This is a genomic window from Paenibacillus sp. E222, from assembly GCF_013401555.1.
Classification (GTDB): domain Bacteria; phylum Bacillota; class Bacilli; order Paenibacillales; family Paenibacillaceae; genus Paenibacillus.
This window is the reverse complement of sequence record NZ_CP058552.1, coordinates 4,757,693-4,774,883: the sequence shown is the minus strand read 5'-3', so window position 1 is coordinate 4,774,883 and position 17,191 is coordinate 4,757,693. Positions and strand designations below refer to the sequence as shown.

20 protein-coding genes are annotated in these 17,191 nt (G+C 42.9%); 4 read left to right on the top strand and 16 right to left on the bottom strand.

The window, feature by feature from the left end:
* Positions 1-34: 34 nt before the first annotated feature.
* The 7 genes from HW560_RS21515 to HW560_RS34040 form a co-directional block, all read right to left on the bottom strand.
* Positions 35-1,645, bottom strand: coding sequence for an ABC transporter substrate-binding protein (locus HW560_RS21515; RefSeq protein ID WP_179264645.1), 1,611 nt, complete (start codon positions 1,643-1,645; stop codon positions 35-37).
* A 125-nt stretch (positions 1,646-1,770) separates the two neighbouring features.
* Positions 1,771-2,667, bottom strand: coding sequence for a carbohydrate ABC transporter permease (locus HW560_RS21510; protein WP_090898601.1), 897 nt, complete (start codon positions 2,665-2,667; stop codon positions 1,771-1,773).
* A gap of 12 nt (positions 2,668-2,679) precedes the next feature.
* Entirely contained in the window at positions 2,680-3,636 is a 957-nt protein-coding gene (locus HW560_RS21505; protein WP_192264214.1) for an ABC transporter permease, read from the bottom strand.
* 197 nt (positions 3,637-3,833) lie between these two features.
* A complete protein-coding gene (locus HW560_RS21500; protein WP_090898607.1) occupies positions 3,834-4,802 on the bottom strand; it encodes a LacI family DNA-binding transcriptional regulator in 969 nt (322 codons plus the stop codon).
* A 98-nt stretch (positions 4,803-4,900) separates the two neighbouring features.
* Entirely contained in the window at positions 4,901-5,164 is a 264-nt protein-coding gene (locus tag HW560_RS34475; RefSeq protein WP_373565009.1) for an S-layer homology domain-containing protein, read from the bottom strand.
* A 77-nt stretch (positions 5,165-5,241) separates the two neighbouring features.
* Positions 5,242-5,583 carry a hypothetical protein gene (locus HW560_RS21490; protein ID WP_179264643.1) on the bottom strand — a complete coding sequence of 114 codons (342 nt, stop codon included), beginning with the start codon at positions 5,581-5,583 and terminating at the stop codon, positions 5,242-5,244.
* 35 nt (positions 5,584-5,618) lie between these two features.
* A complete protein-coding gene (locus HW560_RS34040) occupies positions 5,619-5,750 on the bottom strand; it encodes a hypothetical protein (RefSeq protein WP_256222070.1) in 132 nt (43 codons plus the stop codon).
* Between the two features lie 145 nt (positions 5,751-5,895).
* Between HW560_RS34040 and HW560_RS21485 the strand changes: the two genes are divergently transcribed.
* Positions 5,896-6,060, top strand: coding sequence for a transposase (locus HW560_RS21485; RefSeq protein ID WP_143067025.1), 165 nt, complete (start codon positions 5,896-5,898; stop codon positions 6,058-6,060).
* 212 nt (positions 6,061-6,272) lie between these two features.
* On the opposite strand, the gene HW560_RS34035 is transcribed toward HW560_RS21485, so the two are convergent.
* Both HW560_RS34035 and HW560_RS34030 read right to left on the bottom strand, forming a co-directional pair.
* On the bottom strand, positions 6,273-6,707 hold the full coding sequence (locus HW560_RS34035) for an SDR family oxidoreductase (protein WP_257031399.1): 435 nt from the start codon (positions 6,705-6,707) through the stop codon (positions 6,273-6,275).
* Positions 6,697-6,942, bottom strand: coding sequence for an SDR family NAD(P)-dependent oxidoreductase (locus HW560_RS34030; RefSeq protein ID WP_257032044.1), 246 nt, complete (start codon positions 6,940-6,942; stop codon positions 6,697-6,699). The genes HW560_RS34035 and HW560_RS34030 overlap by 11 nt, the downstream gene beginning before the upstream one ends.
* A gap of 505 nt (positions 6,943-7,447) precedes the next feature.
* On the opposite strand from HW560_RS34030, the gene HW560_RS21475 reads away from it, so the two are divergent.
* Positions 7,448-8,206 (top strand): SDR family oxidoreductase, encoded by a 759-nt coding sequence (locus HW560_RS21475; protein WP_179264641.1) that lies wholly within the window; start codon positions 7,448-7,450, stop codon positions 8,204-8,206.
* Positions 8,207-8,345: 139 nt separating this feature from the next.
* A complete protein-coding gene (locus HW560_RS21470) occupies positions 8,346-8,963 on the top strand; it encodes a TetR/AcrR family transcriptional regulator (protein WP_090898619.1) in 618 nt (205 codons plus the stop codon).
* 347 nt (positions 8,964-9,310) lie between these two features.
* Here the strand turns inward: HW560_RS21470 and HW560_RS21465 are convergent, their stop codons facing one another.
* From HW560_RS21465 to HW560_RS21445, 5 genes are all read right to left on the bottom strand, one after another.
* Positions 9,311-10,390, bottom strand: coding sequence for an alkene reductase (locus tag HW560_RS21465; protein ID WP_179264639.1), 1,080 nt, complete (start codon positions 10,388-10,390; stop codon positions 9,311-9,313).
* Positions 10,391-10,435: 45 nt separating this feature from the next.
* Positions 10,436-11,134, bottom strand: coding sequence for an SDR family oxidoreductase (locus tag HW560_RS21460; RefSeq protein ID WP_179264637.1), 699 nt, complete (start codon positions 11,132-11,134; stop codon positions 10,436-10,438).
* 223 nt (positions 11,135-11,357) lie between these two features.
* A complete protein-coding gene (locus HW560_RS21455) occupies positions 11,358-11,936 on the bottom strand; it encodes a TetR/AcrR family transcriptional regulator (protein WP_090898626.1) in 579 nt (192 codons plus the stop codon).
* A gap of 81 nt (positions 11,937-12,017) precedes the next feature.
* Positions 12,018-12,797, bottom strand: a complete 780-nt coding sequence (locus HW560_RS21450) for an SDR family oxidoreductase (RefSeq protein WP_179264635.1) — start codon at positions 12,795-12,797, stop codon at positions 12,018-12,020.
* An 18-nt stretch (positions 12,798-12,815) separates the two neighbouring features.
* Positions 12,816-13,817, bottom strand: a complete 1,002-nt coding sequence (locus HW560_RS21445) for an NADP-dependent oxidoreductase (protein WP_179264633.1) — start codon at positions 13,815-13,817, stop codon at positions 12,816-12,818.
* A gap of 202 nt (positions 13,818-14,019) precedes the next feature.
* Between HW560_RS21445 and HW560_RS21440 the strand changes: the two genes are divergently transcribed.
* Positions 14,020-14,619, top strand: coding sequence for a TetR/AcrR family transcriptional regulator (locus HW560_RS21440; RefSeq protein WP_218152273.1), 600 nt, complete (start codon positions 14,020-14,022; stop codon positions 14,617-14,619).
* 1,015 nt (positions 14,620-15,634) lie between these two features.
* Here HW560_RS21440 and HW560_RS21435 read toward each other — a convergent pair.
* Together HW560_RS21435 and HW560_RS21430 are read right to left on the bottom strand one after the other, a co-directional pair.
* Positions 15,635-16,303 (bottom strand): hypothetical protein, encoded by a 669-nt coding sequence (locus HW560_RS21435; RefSeq protein ID WP_090898636.1) that lies wholly within the window; start codon positions 16,301-16,303, stop codon positions 15,635-15,637.
* A 710-nt stretch (positions 16,304-17,013) separates the two neighbouring features.
* Positions 17,014-17,154 (bottom strand): recombinase family protein, encoded by a 141-nt coding sequence (locus HW560_RS21430; RefSeq protein ID WP_143067026.1) that lies wholly within the window; start codon positions 17,152-17,154, stop codon positions 17,014-17,016.
* Positions 17,155-17,191: the final 37 nt, after the last annotated feature.

Below are 17,191 nucleotides of genomic sequence, written 5' to 3'. Positions count from 1 at the left end.
GTCTTGTTAATTCCATGATCATCGATTTGATTAATTATTTGTTTAAACTTGCGTTATAACGATCCAGCCCCTTTTGATAGATCTCCATCAATTCGTTCAATCCCATCTTATCCAGGTTCTTCACATAGCTGTCCCACTGCTCATCCACGCCGCCATCAACAATGAATTTTCCTCGCTGGGTATTTACATATTTAATCAATTCGGGCTCGATTCGATTGATTTTGTCCAGCTCCTCTGGCTCAAAGAAGATACTTGGGTAGTTTTCCTCTTCCATATAGGGATCGTAATATTTCTCCAAGTCTTTAACGCGCTGCTGGGCTCTAGGCTCCAGATCAACTACTTTTCCCAAATCTTCGATGGTTATGACGCCAGGGCCGCCTGCGCCTGGAGCCACTTTTTGACGGAATTCGCCCGCGGAAGTGCCCTCAGGAATCGGCAGGTTCACCAATTTCCCATTTTCGTCCTTCTTGAATACGACATCCAGCGGACCCCAGTGGATTTGAGCAGCCATGTACGGTTCATACTGCTGGTCGATCCAACGCATTGTGATTTCCGGATTCTGGTTCTCTTTAGTAATCACGAAAGCACCGCGTCCTGGGCCGCCACCGTTGCCCCGACCGATCGATTGATCCCCGTCCGGTCCTTTGAGCGGGGACAGCAGAGCATAATCTTCGCTTCGCTCCGTTCCGACCACCTCATCGACTTCCCACCAGATATAGGAGCCGAGCGTTTCGACTGTTGTTTTCCCTTTGGCCAGATACTGAGCAGCGTCCTGGGTGAACGATTCAGGATCAATCAAGCCCTGCTTATACCATTTTTCATTAAAATATTTCAACGCTTCCTTATATTCAGGCTGCGTAGCAGTAAAGATCACTTTTCCGTCCCGGACGACCCGATGTTCCATGTTATCCGGAAGTCCGAATGCTCCGAATATCCCAGCAATGTCCATACACCACTGCATATGCATAAAGCTCAGCGGAATTTCGTCGGCCTTGCCGTTACCGTTTGGATCCTGTGTTTTAAAGGCAACTAATGCTTCCGTATATTCATCCAGTGTCTGCGGCATTTTCAGCCCCAGCTTGTCGAGCCAATTTTTATTGATAACGTGAAAGAAGGGGTTTGTTCCAAGATTGTTCTCTTCCCAAGAAGGCAGTCCGTAAATATGCCCATCCGGTGCCGTGATCGAGGATTTGATGTCAGGTCTGCGTTCTAAAAGCGCTTTCAGGTTAGGCGCATATTGATCGATTAAATCCTCCAATGGAAGAATGGTCCCGTCATCACCGTATTTGACCAGTTCGTAATCCGAGAATCCTGCTCCGTAAAAAGCGTCAGGCAAATCTCCGCTGGCCAGCAACAAATTTTTCTTCTCGGTAAAGTCGGTATCCGGAATGTTCTCCCACTCGATCTTAACGTTGGTTTGCTCTTCCAGCTTCTTGAAGATTTCCATTTGAGAATACTCTGGTGCCAAAGCAGCTTTCGGGGATACCATCCTTAACGATACCGGTTCATTCACAATCGGAAGACCCGTTTTGTTAAAACTCGCAGCGGAATTTTCCGACTGATTCTTGGAGTCTCCTGAACATCCACTCAGCGCAAAAGCACCAGCCATCATAAGAATTCCTGCTCTTTTGAATACAGATTTCATCGTGCATAACCTCCCTCAAGATCATTCCACAAGTTGAATATCTTACCTGGTCTTACTCTATAGTGGTCTGGATGCAGATATATCGATTCTGCTGCACATCCCCCCTTTCAAGTACCATGACAACATCATCCCTTGATCGAGCCGATCATTACGCCTTTGACAAAGTACTTTTGCAGGAAAGGATACAATATCAGCAGCGGCAGACTGGATACCATGATGACTCCATATTTAATCAGTTCCGTTACGCGCATCTTCGCTGCGTAGGATTCGACATCCACCATCATGCCGGAGTTTACTTGGTTCTGGACGAGAATATTGCGAAGCACCAGTTGTAGCGGATATTTGCTTTCGTCGTTCAAATAGATCAAAGCGTCAAAGAAACCATTCCAGAAGCCGACGACGTGATACAGCACCATGACAGCTAAAATGGACTTGGATAAAGGCAACACAATACTCCAGAAAAATCTGGTGTTTGAACATCCGTCGATCGACGCTGCTTCCCTCATTTCATCCGGGATGGAGGACTGAAAGAAGGTCCTTACGATAATGACGTTCATTATGCCACCGGCACCCGGGATCACAAGCGCCCAGATCGTATTCAGCATGTGAAGATCCTTGATTAACAAATATGTCGGAATCAACCCGCCGCTAAAAAACATGGTGATCAGTAAAAACCACATGATGACCGACCTTCCAACCAGATCCTTCCGTGCTAACGGATAAGCTGCAAATACGGTAACCGCTACTCCGATCAAGGTTCCTACGCCAGCGTATAATATGGAGTTCGCATACCCGATCCATATGGAGGAGTCATTGAATATTCGTTCATAGCCGTCGAGCGTGAATCCCTTTGGTAATAACCATACTTCCCCTGAATAAATTAGATTGGGATCACTAAATGAAGCAATCAGCACAAAATACAGCGGAAATAATACAAGCAGCATAACGACGGTCAAGAAGAAATAGTTGATAGCGTCAAACCATGCGTCTCCTCTGCTTTTTCTCTTCAAAAATTGGTTCAAAGTCAATCCCCCCTACCACAAACTGGTTTCGGTTAATTTTTTGGCAATTCGGTTAACGGTGACAATCAGGATGATATTGATGACGGAGTTGAACAGTCCGACCGCTGTAGAAAAGCTGTACTGCGCCTTCTGAATCCCCAATTCATATACATAGGTCGGAATAATATTGGAGGTTGCATAATTCAGGTCACTTTGCATTAGAAATGCTTTCTCAAAACCGATGCTCATGACGTTCCCGAGTGCGAGAATGAGCAGGATGACAATTGTCGGCAAGATCGACGGAATGTCCACATACCATACACGCTTCCATTTGCTGGCTCCATCCATAATCGCGGCTTCATGCAATTCGGGATTAACCCCGGCAAGCGCAGCCAGGTAAATAATGGTGGCGAAACCGGTCTCTTGCCATACCCCGGACAAAATGTATAAAGGACGAAACCAGCCTTCGTCAGCCATGAATAGAATCGGTTCTCCACCGAACCAGGAAATGATGAGGTTCACGATTCCGCTGTTTGGCGATAAGAAAACATGGAGCATACCGACGAGTACAACGGTAGAAATAAAGTGTGGCGCATAAATGACGGTCTGGATAAATTTCTTGTATCCCTTACCCAGCATCTGATTCAGCATAATTGCGATAATAATAGGAGCCGGGAAGCTGAACACAAGCGATAGAAAACTGAGTGTTAGCGTATTTTTCATGATCGTCCAGAAGTTATAAGAATTGAAAAAATCAATAAAATGCCGGAACCCCACCCATTCACTGCCCCAAATGCCCTGGCTTGGTGAAAAATCCTTAAATGCAATTTGTACTCCGTACATCGGGTAGTACTTGAACAGGAGATAAACCAGAATGATCGGCAGCAGGAACAGGTACAGTTCATAGTTGCGTTTAATTCGACTCCAAGTTTTGCGATTTTCTTTGATCAGGGTTTGTTCTCCTCCGGAATCTCGTGAAATCACCGTCATACTCCCTTTCATCATAAAATTACTATTTGTTATTGAAACGTTTCCAATTTATATGAAGCGCTTCCACATTAATTGAAACGTTTCCAATTTAACATGAGAAAAACGTCACCCGGCTAATCCACCCGGTGAAGCGGCCGTGGCTGCTGATGTTTTTCTAAACTACTTAAAAGGGTGAAGCTTTTTGTTCTCAGGAACCATCAAGTCGTTTCACCTTGTCTAAATATGACTGGAAGACGATAAACTTCCCGGTCCAATGTTTCCCCATCGATCTTTTGGTAGAGCAGCCTGATCGCCGTACGTGCCATCTCCTCTACAGGTTGTCTGATCGTTGACAATATTGGATGGAAATAAGGATGATCCTGAATGCCATCATATCCGATGACCTTTACATCCTCCGGAACGCTAATGCCCAGCCTGCCGGCTCTTTCTATATATTTGGCGGCGAACATATCCGTAATGGCAAAAATACCATCCACATCCCCATGCTCTTTTAGAAACTCATCATAATAGGCATCATCGTCCAAAACCGGGTCTGGCTTCTCGTATACAACGTAGTCAACCCCCATGGTTCTGGCTTCCTGAATGAAACCTTCTCTCCGATTCATGGTTTCACTGAAAACAGAAGTGACACTCCCCATAAAAGCCGGTTTTTTGGCTCCTGCTTTGACAAGTTCCCTTAACGCCAGGCGCCCTCCTTCATAATTGTCCGACGTAACACATGTAATTTTCTTGTTGAAGTGTCTATCGATACTGACAATCGGAATGTCATTGCTGACATAATTTTCGATATCGTTGTACGTAATGCCGACAATACCCGCCACTTTGTTTTGCTGCAGCATATCAAGATAATATAATTCCTTTTCAGGTTTGCCACCGCTATTGCACAGCATGAGCTTGAAACCTTCCCGATCCAGCTCATCTTCAATGTAATAAGCCAGTTCGGAAAAAAAAGGATGCCAGATACTCGGGAGCAGCAGGGCTACCATCTTGGACTTCCGCATTTTGAAGTTTCGGGCAATCTCATTAGGGATATAATTTAACTCTTGTATGGCCTTCTCGACTTTTCTGCGTGTTGCGGGTTTAACGGCGCCCGAATTGTTAATAACACGGGACACGGTTCCCACAGCTACACCAGCTAAGCTGGCTACATCTTTAATACTTGACATCTAACCCCCCCGCCTATCTCTCTGATGAAATCCATCATAACACCAAGTTGGAAACGTTTCAATATATTTCTTTGAAGCGCTCTCTTCTATTACTTTTCCTACTGAACGGGGGAATATGACCAGGTATAATTATTTTCAATGGCCGAGTTAAGCTCTGACACATACCAAGCTTCTGGATCGATATCTTTAAACGTTCCAGCATACTGTGATGACGATGTGTACCTCAAGGCACGATTTAGAATGATTGCAAATTCAGCTCTGGTTACTTCCTTCTTGATCCCAAAAGTCCCGTCGGCGTAACCTTTAACAATTCCTTTTGAAGCTAGAGAAAGAATTGCTTCCTTTGCATAACTACCATCTATATCAGAATAGGTTTTAGGCTCTGTTTCTTCTTCAGGAATAACTTCAACTTCATTGTCACCTTTGGGTCCTGGAATTGTTACTGTTCCATTAACTTCTGTTCCTCCATTGGCGTTGGTTCCACTTGTCGTACTCCCCCAGATGATGGGTTTGTAACCGCCCCACCAGTTCCTGGTGTTGCTGGAGTAGTCGGCGCGGTGCCACCTTCATTACCAGTACCTGGGTTGGTTGGTGTTGTACCGCCGCCAGTACCCGGATCGACAATCGTCCAAGGGCTGTCTAACGTTTGGAAGCAGCGCTGATGACGGCATCCGTACTGAACATGAACAAGATGGCGATTCACCTGGATTCGCCCGATTAGCAGAATGTAGAAAAGAAACCCAAGGTCATAAATGACCTGAATTCCTCGGTACGTTGACAAGGTACTTTTTCTCCTCCTTCGGGAATGGAAAGTTTTCAGAGCAGCTTGTCCACCCCGACTTCATTATGATCATGGATCGAGCCTATGGAAAAATCGAGCGACTGGATCGCTTCAAAACCAGCAACCAGTCTTATGTGGTCAGGCTCCGAGATAACGTTTATTTGCACCAGCCTCGCTCCCTGCGTAGACATCCATCGAAGGATTCTGGTGTGATCCGGGACATTTCATGCCAGCTAGGTACGCCCCAAAATCGTAGTCAGGAACGTCACCGGGTGATGGTTTTTTAAGGATTACGAGGGTCGAGAAATTCGAGTGGCTACCGATTTAATGGAGGTTAGCGGTGAGCAAATTGCTCAAATGTATAAAGCTCGCTGGGAAGTCGAACTCTTTTTCCGTTGGATTAAGCAAAATCTGAATGTGCCCACCTTATTTGGAACAACGAAAATGCCGTTTATGGTCAGTTATATGGCGCTTTAATCGCTTATGTTATCCTCAAAAGTCTCTATGAGTCGGCAAAAATGAACGTACCCAAACATGTAGAGCTTTCATTTATTCGTTTTTTTCGTTTGTTTCTTACGGAACAATTGCCCGTTGATTTCGATTTACATAAATTAGATATTCAACACGCGTGTTATGGTTACTAAAAAACGTCTAATATAGTCAGGATTTATATAAGTCCTAGCATTTATTTATTTGTTGATAAATTGCATGATTCCCTTAGGAAAAGTATCCTCTACCTCTGTTCTTTTATCATACAGATTGTACCAAGCCTCAGCCACTTGATCGGGATCAAAACTTGTACCCTGTTTGATTAAAGGACTAATGGATAAATGACCCACAAATACTCCAAGAGGAAGCAAACGCTCGTGTAAACTAAGAATATAGTTTCGGAGTCCTGACATGGCAATACCTGAATTTCCAAACATAGAGCTTGGACTCATTGCGGAAAGATCGCTTGTGAAAAGAAGAGCTCCTTCACCCCGTTCAATCATTTCTGGAAAGACTTGTCTAGCTGTATTAATAGCTCCGATGACAACAGTGTTAAAAAATTGAAGTGCGCTCTCATCAGTCGTTTCCAGAACAGATGTTGTAGTAACATTTCCACTATGCGGGCTAAACTCCAAGACATCGATATGTACCGAACGTATTCTTAATTTCTTGAAAAGCTCTCATAAGTTGCATTTTGTTAGTGATATCGGCAGCAAAACCCTGAGCTTCAATTCCCATCTCACCAAGCTGCTCTGCATATTTGTCCAATTTCTCCTGTGTTCTTGAAACTAAGGCGATACGGAAACCGTTTTTTCCAAAAGTCTTGGCCAGCGAGAATCCCAGACCTGGTCCTGCACCGATAATTACCATTGTTTTCAATGTATACTCACCTTCCATAGAGACATTAATAGTCATGATATAACCCAACATTGTCAAAAAGAGTTGCATAAGAGTTCAAAATCTTATCAACCTTCTTCTATTCTCTGAACCAAATTATTCAGCGATTGGTTTTCGTGACTTCAATCGCAAACGGGAGCCGATTTCCTATAGATACAAATACTCTTCTGTACGAGTATTTGTATCTAATTTAGACACTGGCAGACCTCCCGGATTCTCCTACTTGATAACGATCTTCAGACGTTGAACCTAACCTATTTAGCTGATGTCCCATCAGGACTATTCCCTCATTTGTTCGTGTCCATCTCTCACTTTCTCTAAACGAATAAAAAAACTTCTTTATCTCTGTATTCAGAGTATGCTGTTCTCAAAGTGATCTTAGCACATAAGAAAAAATAAATAAAGTTGAGTTACTTGACTTAACATTATTATTCGCTTATATTTGTCCTTGTAAGTATCTTGCGATGGAGGTTTTAACATGACTAGACTTAATGGTAAACGAGCACTTATTACGGGTGGCACCAGCGGAATTGGCTTGGAGACAGCCAAACAATTTCTGGCTGAAGGCGCTGAATTGATTGTCACCGGAGTAACCCCGGCAAATGTAGAAAAAACACAAAAGGAACTCGGAAATCAAGTCCTTGTGCTTCAGGCAGATTCCCGAGACCTCAACGCTCAACTTCAACTGGCTGAACGCGTTGAACAACATTTTGGCAAACTGGATATTGCCTTTTTAAACGCAGGCGTATCTGACTGGCGTCCATTCGAGCAAATCGATGAAGAAGCCTTTGACCGCTTGTTTGCCATCAACGTAAAAGCTCCATTTTTCTTAATGCAGGCATTGACTCCAGTGATGGCGAACCCATCCTCTGTCGTTTTAATGGGATCGAGCAGTTCTCATGCCGGATATGCACATTCCAACGCTTATGCGGCTACTAAAGGTGCCATTTCCACCCTGACCAAAGCCTGGAATTCCGACTTATTATCGTCTCACGGAATTCGCTTCAATACGGTGAGTCCTGGACCGATTGATACCCCGCTTTACGATAAGAACAAGCTTGGCGTGTCTGACGAAATTCGTGAGATGGTTATTAACCGCATTCGTGACGGGATTCCGGCTGGACGCATGGGTACTGCCGAAGAGATTGCCAAAGCTGTTGTTTATCTGGCTTCGGATGAGTCCCGCTTCACCATTGGCGTTGACTTGGTTCTGGATGGCGCTCAAACGATTCTCTAATATGTTAGCCCTATTGCTGCTTAAGCCCTCCGAGGGTGCTTAGGCAGCTTTTTCTTTTAGAACACGATCAACTGTTGTATAGTAGAGAAAAGGGTGCTATCCCTCTGATAAGACTTAAATCCAACTTTGGAGTGGAATTATGGGAACAAAATCAACTTACCATGAACGTATAAAGGAAGAAAAAAGGGCGTGCGCGATTGCCGCTGCACAAGAACTTTTTTTTGAAAAAGGGTATGCGCGTACTACTTTAGCTCAGATTGCAAAACTTGCTGGTCTCTCTACAGGTACACTTTTCAATCATTTCCCGACGAAGGAATTGATTTTTGAAACCATCGTCAAGCATTTTTGGGAGCTTGATCCCGAATGGGACTTTCTACCGGTGCTCGGCTCTCCCCTGCAAGGATTAATAAAGTTCGGACGAGACTACGCATGCGTGCTGACTCGTGATGGAATGGCTCCTTTATTCCGTGTCGTCATTGCAGAAGCCAAGCAGTTCCCCGAGCTCAGTCTTTTTCATTATGAACTGGGCGAAGGCGCCGTGCATCAGAAATTGACGCAATATTTAGTAGATGAAGTTCAATTGGGTAATATAAATCTGCCGGATGCGTCAAAAACGGCCAATGAATTTATGAGTCTAATTGCTGGGCAAGTGCTATGGCCCAAAATGTTGCTGCTTGATTTCAGTATTTCACGAGAGCAGGCTTTTCAAATAGCGGATGAGGCTGCTCATACGATTATAAACAAGTATGCTGACTAAAAAGACGAATACGAGAGATCTCCCAATATGAGACTTCCTCGTATTCGTTTTATTTACGTTCTAGTCGTAAGCGCGCACTTTGTTTGGAGAAATGAAGAACAATCAGGGTTTATCTCCTAACGAATATCTACGAGTAGCTTAATGAAGAAAAAAATAAATCCCCTCAGCTTATGATCCCCTTGGGGAATGCTCCTCTGCCTCCGCTCTGTTCTCGTTCAGAGCATACCAATACCTGAATTTCCAAATATGGGACTTGGGCTCATTGCTCCATCCCCCTGTGTGAAGTCTGTACGCCATAGATTTCTGTAAAATACTGCATTCTTTGCTTTTTTTGATGTAACTACTCCTTAGCTCTTGTGTGCTTCTAATTCTTTCAAGGTAGGATAGTCCGTGTAACCTTTGCTTCCCCCCGCGAAGAAGGTTGTAGGATCTGCCTCATTTAGTGGAGCCCCTGTTTTAAGGCGCTCTACTAAATCCGGATTAGCTAATGACCATGCACCAACTGGTATGATATCAGCTATGCCGTTGTCAAGATCGACACTCAGATCCTCCAGAGCACGTCCTGCCCGGTTGACTAATAGTGGATTGGTCCAAATGGAGCGGACGCTCTGGAGCAGCTTTTCATTTCCAAGATGCATCACATGAAGGTAAGCCAAATCCAGCTTCGCTAATTGTTGGACCAGGTAGAGATACAGTTCAGGTCCTTGTTTCCCATCCTGAATTCCTCCAAGAGGTGTTCCCGGTGAAATACGGAAGCCTGTTCTTTCTGCGCCAATTTCTTCTACAACGGCTTTCGTCACTTCAATCGCGAAACGGGCCCGGTTTTCGATCGATCCTCCATACTCATCCGTCCGTGTATTCGAATTTTCACCAATAAATTGATTAATGAGATATCCATTTGCTCCGTGAATTTCAACGCCGTCTGCACCGGCTTCAATAGCTGCTGCTGCTGCCTTACGGAAATCGGCAATAGTCGTCTGAATATCCTCTTTGCTTAACTCGCGCGGAACTGGGATGTCCTGCATTCCTTTAGCAGTAAACATCTGTACACCGGGAGCAATCGCTGACGGCGCAACGGGCTGACGATGATGGGGGGTATTGTCGGGATGTGACATCCGGCCAGCATGCATTAACTGGATGAACATAAATCCGCCTGCTGCATGAACGGCATCCGTGACTTTTTTCCACCCTTCAATATGATGTTCCGTATAGATCCCTGGTGACCACAGGTATCCTTGACCATCATCGGATGGTTGTGCACCTTCCGTAATTAGAAGCCCCATCGATGCTCTTTGTGCATAATAAAGGGAGGTTAATTCACCCGGCGTACCGTCTTCTTCTGCTCTGCTGCGTGTCATCGGTGCCATAGCTAAACGATGCGGCAATTTCAGGTTACCGACTTTGGTTTCACTCCACAATTTGTTCATTCTGTACACTCCTCTTCAATGTTTAGTTCAAAACAGTACTTGTAATTAAGAAAGATGCGGGTATAGAGTAGCAACTCCACCGGAAAGTCCAGCTTGAATCATTCGACTGTTATCATCGGCAAGAATCTCAAAGCTGTCGCTTTCGATGCCATCAATAGCCATTCTCGCAACATCCGAAGGGTTCGATTTGGGAGCATCTACACCGGCTGTCATGTCTGTCTCCATAAATCCTACATGTAAGCCTGCAACTCTAATCTGACGAGGGTACAAATTCAAACGCAGATCGTTCGTCAATGCCCAAGCTGCAGCCTTCGCAGCAGTATAAGCACCCGCAGTTCCGCCACTGAACCAAGATAATGCGGAAAGAATATTCAGCACCGTACCTCCACCGTTGTTTTCGATAACCGGGGCAAAAGCGCGAACCATGGATAACGTACCGAAGAAATGCGTATCCAATTCCAGCTGGATTTTTTCCACATCCCCTTCCAGCAGAGAAGCGCCTGTAGATGATCCTGCATTGTTGATTAAAAGGGTAACGTCCTTAGCAAGACTGGCAGCTGCTGCTACCTCTTGAGGATTGGTTACATCAAGCTTTACAGGTGTAACCCCTGGAATATCGATCGTCTCGGGATTTCTTGCCCCTGCGTAAACCTTAGCCCCTCTAGATAGAAGTTCAAGCGTAAGCTGGCGGCCAAGCCCCCTGTTTGCTCCAGTAACAAATGCGACTTGTTCAGAAATGTTCATTGTATTAGCTCCTTTTTTTGTTTTTTGATGGTAATCATTCATTATAAAATCGGGCGTCCAAAGGCTGAATCATTCAAGAATGATCATTCTAATAATAGGAGAATAAAGCACCGTTTATGAAAGTTTATTTTGATGAAGGATAGATAAACGATTTAAGAACGATCATACTAGAAAAGGCATAGGGAATGATACAATCATACTATCTTAGTCGGATCTTTAATCATTATTTAATTAGCAGTTGAATCGATGCATCGGCTATATGCTGCAATTTTTCCGTGGGTATGGAGGTTCTTGTCATTACTCTTATCCCTACATAAACAGCATGCAGATGTTCCGCTTGGTCTTCAGCACTAAAATCAACGCTAAACTCTCCATTCTGCTGTCCCCACCAAATAATATCTTTAAACAACTGTTCTGATAAAGCAAACAAATCTCTGGTCTTTGTATCTACTTCGGTATCCCGCATTGCCAATTCCACAGCTGAATTTACCATCAAACAACCGGAAGGTGAGTCATCTTCACTCCAGATTACGGAACTGAAAATAAGCTGTAATGCCTCCGCAGCAGTCTTTGAGCGTTTAACCTCTCCTGCAAGCCCAGCACTTAATTTATCGTGAAATCGGTCCATCGCTTTCAGAAACAGCGTGTGCTTGTCGCTAAAAGTGTCATATAAACTTCTTCGGTGAATCCCCATATGCTCCACTAAGTCCGTTATCGATGTCTTCTCGTAACCCTGTTCCCAGAAAAGCTTCATCGCCTTATCTAATACTACATTCTCTTCGAATTCCTTACTCCTTGCCATTCGGTTCCCTCCCTGTTATTCAATATAACATATTGAGAACGATCGGTAAATAATTTTAAAGATGTCATCACTTATTAATGCTTACTGCTTTGATTTAAGGAGCATTCGCCCCCAAGTATGTGTGATGAAATCTGGAGCGAACTTCATGGAAAAGCGCATAACTTTCGTAAACCCTGCATTCACTCGAAGTTTATTTTTTTCCATCCCTTTAATACCCACATGTACAAGATTCTCTAATGGCAAAGAAATGATCTTATTCAAGAAGCCTTCGTCAAAAGTGTCTGTGAGATTGGTTTCGGAAATAACCGGTGGACAAAGTTCCACTACATGGATGTTTTTACCCTTAGCCCGAATTTGCTCACGTAACGCATCACTAAACATGTGAATGCCAGCTTTTGTAGCAGAATACGTAGGTGCGTTGGCAATAGTGATATTGGCAAGTAGAGAACTCATGTTAACAATCATTGCCTCCTGTTGTTTAGCTAACAGGGGTAACAATGCCTTGGTCGTGTAGATTGTCCCGTTCAAATTTGTGGCAATTTCTGCAGTAAGGTGCTCGTAAGTGACTGTTTCATCAAACAAGTCGAATTCGTGTATAATACCTGCATTATTCATAATAATATCCAGTTTGGGATAGTGAATGGTTAGTTCTTTCGCAAGATACTCTACACTATTGGGATCACTAACATCAGCCACTATGCCGATAAGGCCCGGATTGTTTTTTACAACCTGGTCGATTCGTTGTTGCGAGCGCCCAGTTATGATTACCGTATTCCCCATATCGAGCAAACGCTTCGCAAAAGCAAAGCCGATTCCAGACGTACCGCCGGTCACCAGAATGGTTCTGCCTTTCAATTTCATGATCATCACCCCCTTTCTTTAAAATCGGATAATAACTTTCCCTTTAGGATGACCTGTTGCAACAAGATTTAGAGCTTCATTGATATCTTCAATGTGGAACTCTGTGGGGTCCACCGCGGGAACAATCCGGTTCTCTTCAATAATCTTAGTAATTTTCCGTAATTGCTCTCCATCGCTGCGTACAAAGACAAAATGATATTCGATCTTCTTTTTCTTTGCTTTGTGATCATACTTGGCCCCGGCAATATGGAATAGCTTTTGTTTCCAGCCCGGCAAGCCCATTGTTTTGGCGAAACGTTTATTAGGGCCTGTCCTTAGAGACAGAAGATGACCGCCTGGTTTAATAATGGAGAGTTCATGATCAAATTCACTGGGTCCCAAGGTATCGATCACATAATCAAGATCGCGAAGTCGTTCCCAATAGTTCTCAGTCGTGTAATTAATGTATTGATCAGCTCCAGCGGCCATTGTACGTTCGCGTGCTGTTGGACTTCCGCTAACGATGACCTTAAGCCCCATGCTTTTGGCGATAGGAATAGCCATTTGGCCAAATGAACCAGAGCCGCCCGGAATGAACAAGCTTTCGCCAGCTTTTGGTGTTAGCTCTTCATGCAAACTTTGATAGGCAGTCAATCCTGTTAGAGGTGCAGCCGCACCGGTTACAAAATCCAGATTACCCGGTAGGGATGCGATGGCATCCGCATGAATCGCCGCGTATTCGGCAAACGCCCCGATTTTTTGCAGCGGCAGGCGTGAATAAACAGCATCACCAACTTGGAAACCCGTGACGTTCTTGCCAATCTTCTCAACAATACCTGTGAGCTCATTACCGAGTGTCAGTGGGAACTCATAGTCCTGGATTAACTTCACGCTTCCAGTCGCGATAAGCAGTTCCAAGTGGTTAACCGCCGCAGCTTTCACCTTAACCAAAACTTCGTAATCCGTTATTTCCGGGACTGGGATATCGCGCACTTCAACTTTAAACTGTTTTGAATATTTAGTAATTTGTGCTGCTTTCATAAAAATATCCTCCTATACGCAATTTACCAAGTAACATTTGTTTGGTTTTGTAACTTGCGAAGCAAGCATAATATTATTGGTTACAAAAGTCAACATTTGTTACTATATATTTTATATGCTAAAATAAATTGAAGGTATGATTACCGGTTGGTAAAGACTAATGAACGAAAGAAGGGTAGGCAGCACGGTGTGAGACTGGGGTATGGCAGTAACTGCTCGCTTCAAAAAGCCTCATATTCACCTGCCAATACAAATGGCTAAAATCACGCAGCAGCTTATTATTGAAACCGCCGAGGCATTAATTGAGCGCACGGAGAAATCCGAAGTGACGCTCTCACAAATAGCGGATGAATTGAATATCACTCATGCAGCACTCTATAAGCATTTTAAAAATAAACAAGAACTCTGGGCAGCTGTAGCTAAAGACTGGTTCAATCTCATGATTTCAGAACAAATCAGTATAAACATGGCTAACTCGGCCTCACCTCAGGAAGTGCTCCACGATTGGCTTTGGGCATTTGTGAATGCCAAAAAACGCGCTTATAACGAGAATCCCAAAATGTTCGCTTTGAATACACAATATGTGGACAGTAATCCAATGGTATTACGTGATGTGCTCTGGGATTCATATCAAATTATTGATAGGTTTATGGATTATAACGATCCTCACTTTGAACGGGCAGAGGCAATCCTATCTGCTTTTGCAGTGTTTAGTCTTCCCTCTTTTAAAGAATCCTGGAATTCACCAGACTACCAAGAGCGGTTTGAACGCATCTGGAGTTTAATCAAACAGGGTGTTTGATATGATATCTATATAAAACAAGGAGCAGTGCGCCGCACTCATCGAATTATCCTCAAGGAACGGAAGATGATGAAGTAATTCTTGAATATCACCAATCATTCAACAGCTTTTTCCAGAAAATCTTCGATTACGATCTCGCAATGGCCATTTCGGACACGATACACCCAATAGCGATTATCAAGCGTGATAGCAAGTTGGTCCAAGAAGTGAGCAATCCCTAGCTTTCGGACAACGGTGCTAACAGCTCAGTCATTTGCGAGCACCCTTCTTAATTTCTAACTTAGCCATCCTTCCATAAGGAATCAACTGACTGAAAGAAGACCCTCAAATCACCATACTAACCAGCTACGTATAATAATAAATCCATGTCTCCAAAAGTTGTTGAGCTAACCTGACCGTTAGCTTAATAAAAAAGCTAGAAATCTCGATTAGATAAACATCTAATCGGTAATCGGAACATGTTCTTGTCCATTTCGGCAATCGGTACAAGTTCTTGTCCTTGACTCGGGACAAGAACTTGTACCGATAAAACAAAAAAGCCGCTAAAATAGCGACTTTAACGGGACCATGTTCCTATACCTCGACATCAAATCCGGATGAAAACATGTTTGGGTTTGTCATCATACCCCAAATGCTCATGTAAGGAAGAGATCGAATCAATTCTGATCATTTCGTTCATCATATCATCCTTTAGTTATTACCATTAGAATTTATTTCCCGTCATTTCCTCTGAACGTTTCCATAATTCTTTAGTTGAACAAAAGCAGCCGATCATATGGATCAGCTGCTTTCTTGGTAACATTGAGTTATCGTTTCCCGGTAGCTCAACAGCGTCATAAAGCAGAGCGTAATATGCTTTCAATCCCCCTTATAAGACAATCCACTGCTCCACCGATCGCTTTGTTAAATCATGCCTCATTACGCTAATAGCTTTAATCAAACAAACCTACTGTAAAGGCTATTCCCCTTAACAGTAGGTTATTATAGTTGTAATCTTTTAACATTGAAGGTTATTTCAATATTTTATCACATTAAAATAACTTCGTTTGAAAACAAGATCAAAATCGTATGAGAAGTCAGCATAATATTTGAGAGCAATTTCACGCTGAGCATAAAAACGTTCTAAATCTTCCTTTTTCTCATCTTCAGTGTACGTGATAAGTGAGTTAACAGCTTCTTTGTAAGCATTTATACTTTCATTTGCACTGGCAAAAGCAAACGAAGAAGAATAATCCATGATAGGAGTGAAATTTTCAGTATTAAAGCCCTTAGATTCTATTTCAACATAACGGATTAACTCCATTAATTTTGTGGTATCAATTTCATTTTGCAATAACAGATTCCCAAGGATATTCGTTATCTCCTGATCTATTTTCTGAAAATGATTGATGAAGGTATAATGAAAAGCATTTAGTTCCTCTAGGTTTTTAGCATAGTAGAGATTTCTATTGACCATGGTGAGCGTTGAATTCTTAAAGGATACTGAAAAGCCGGCGTCCCTAAATATATTAACCGGGACATACAATCGGTTGTTGATTATTGTGGGCTCCACATCAGTTTTTGTTTTTATTTCTGTATTGTTGATTTTAATACTAATTTTCTCCGATACACTATTCGCTGCAAATGTTGCGACTGGGACACTTAAGAGCAATAAAACAATTGCACCAATATACATTTTCTTCATTTTTTCACCTCTCATTTAATGATTAGGGTCATTCACTCAATCATTGCCCCGTAGAATTAAAAATGTCTTATACCCCCTTATTATTGTAAATATATTCAAATTTATCTTATCATACCTTCACGCTAACCTGCCCATTAGTTTTATGAAACAGATAAAGATTCTTATCAACCATTGGTACCACTTCCTTTACACTTTCAACGATAACCTAGTCCTTACCTTCGATCAGAGAAAAACTAATTGACGTTGCATTAATAAGAAATAAAACAATAATCCTCCTATAACCCCCAAAAAAGCATATAAATCCATAAACATATACGCTATTAAAATAGAAATTATTAATGTCACAACGATCCCGATCTTTATATTAGAAAATTTGTAGACCATAAAACCCAGAAATCCAGAGATTAAAGTCGTGATAAAAGGATAAAAAGGTACATATTTGCTAACCTCCTAACTAGCACTAAATTTTTACAATGGTATACTCAGTTCATACTAAATTTTGGGAGGTAATAAATTTGATTAGACAGATTCCAACTTATAGAATCATATCATTAGCTCTTATCCTTTTCTTACTGGGTACGCTCGTTTACCCTACGTCTTATTCCAGCGCCTCTGCTAGCTACTCAGATAAGGACTATAACTTGACTGCCTGCTCCTCATAAATTTTACAGCTGACAGCTCATTATTCTTCCAGTTGAGATACTCGGCATTCAGGACTGACCTGGTGTAAGTGTACTCAAATTCATTTGTGACCGCCCCAAGTGTTTACCTTTTTTCTTGGCTTCAGCAATGCCCTCAGCCTGTGCTTGCTTAATGCCATTACGTTCCTCTTCTGCAAGCCAGCTAAGCATCTCACAAGATCCATAATAAGCCGACCTATCCCTGAAA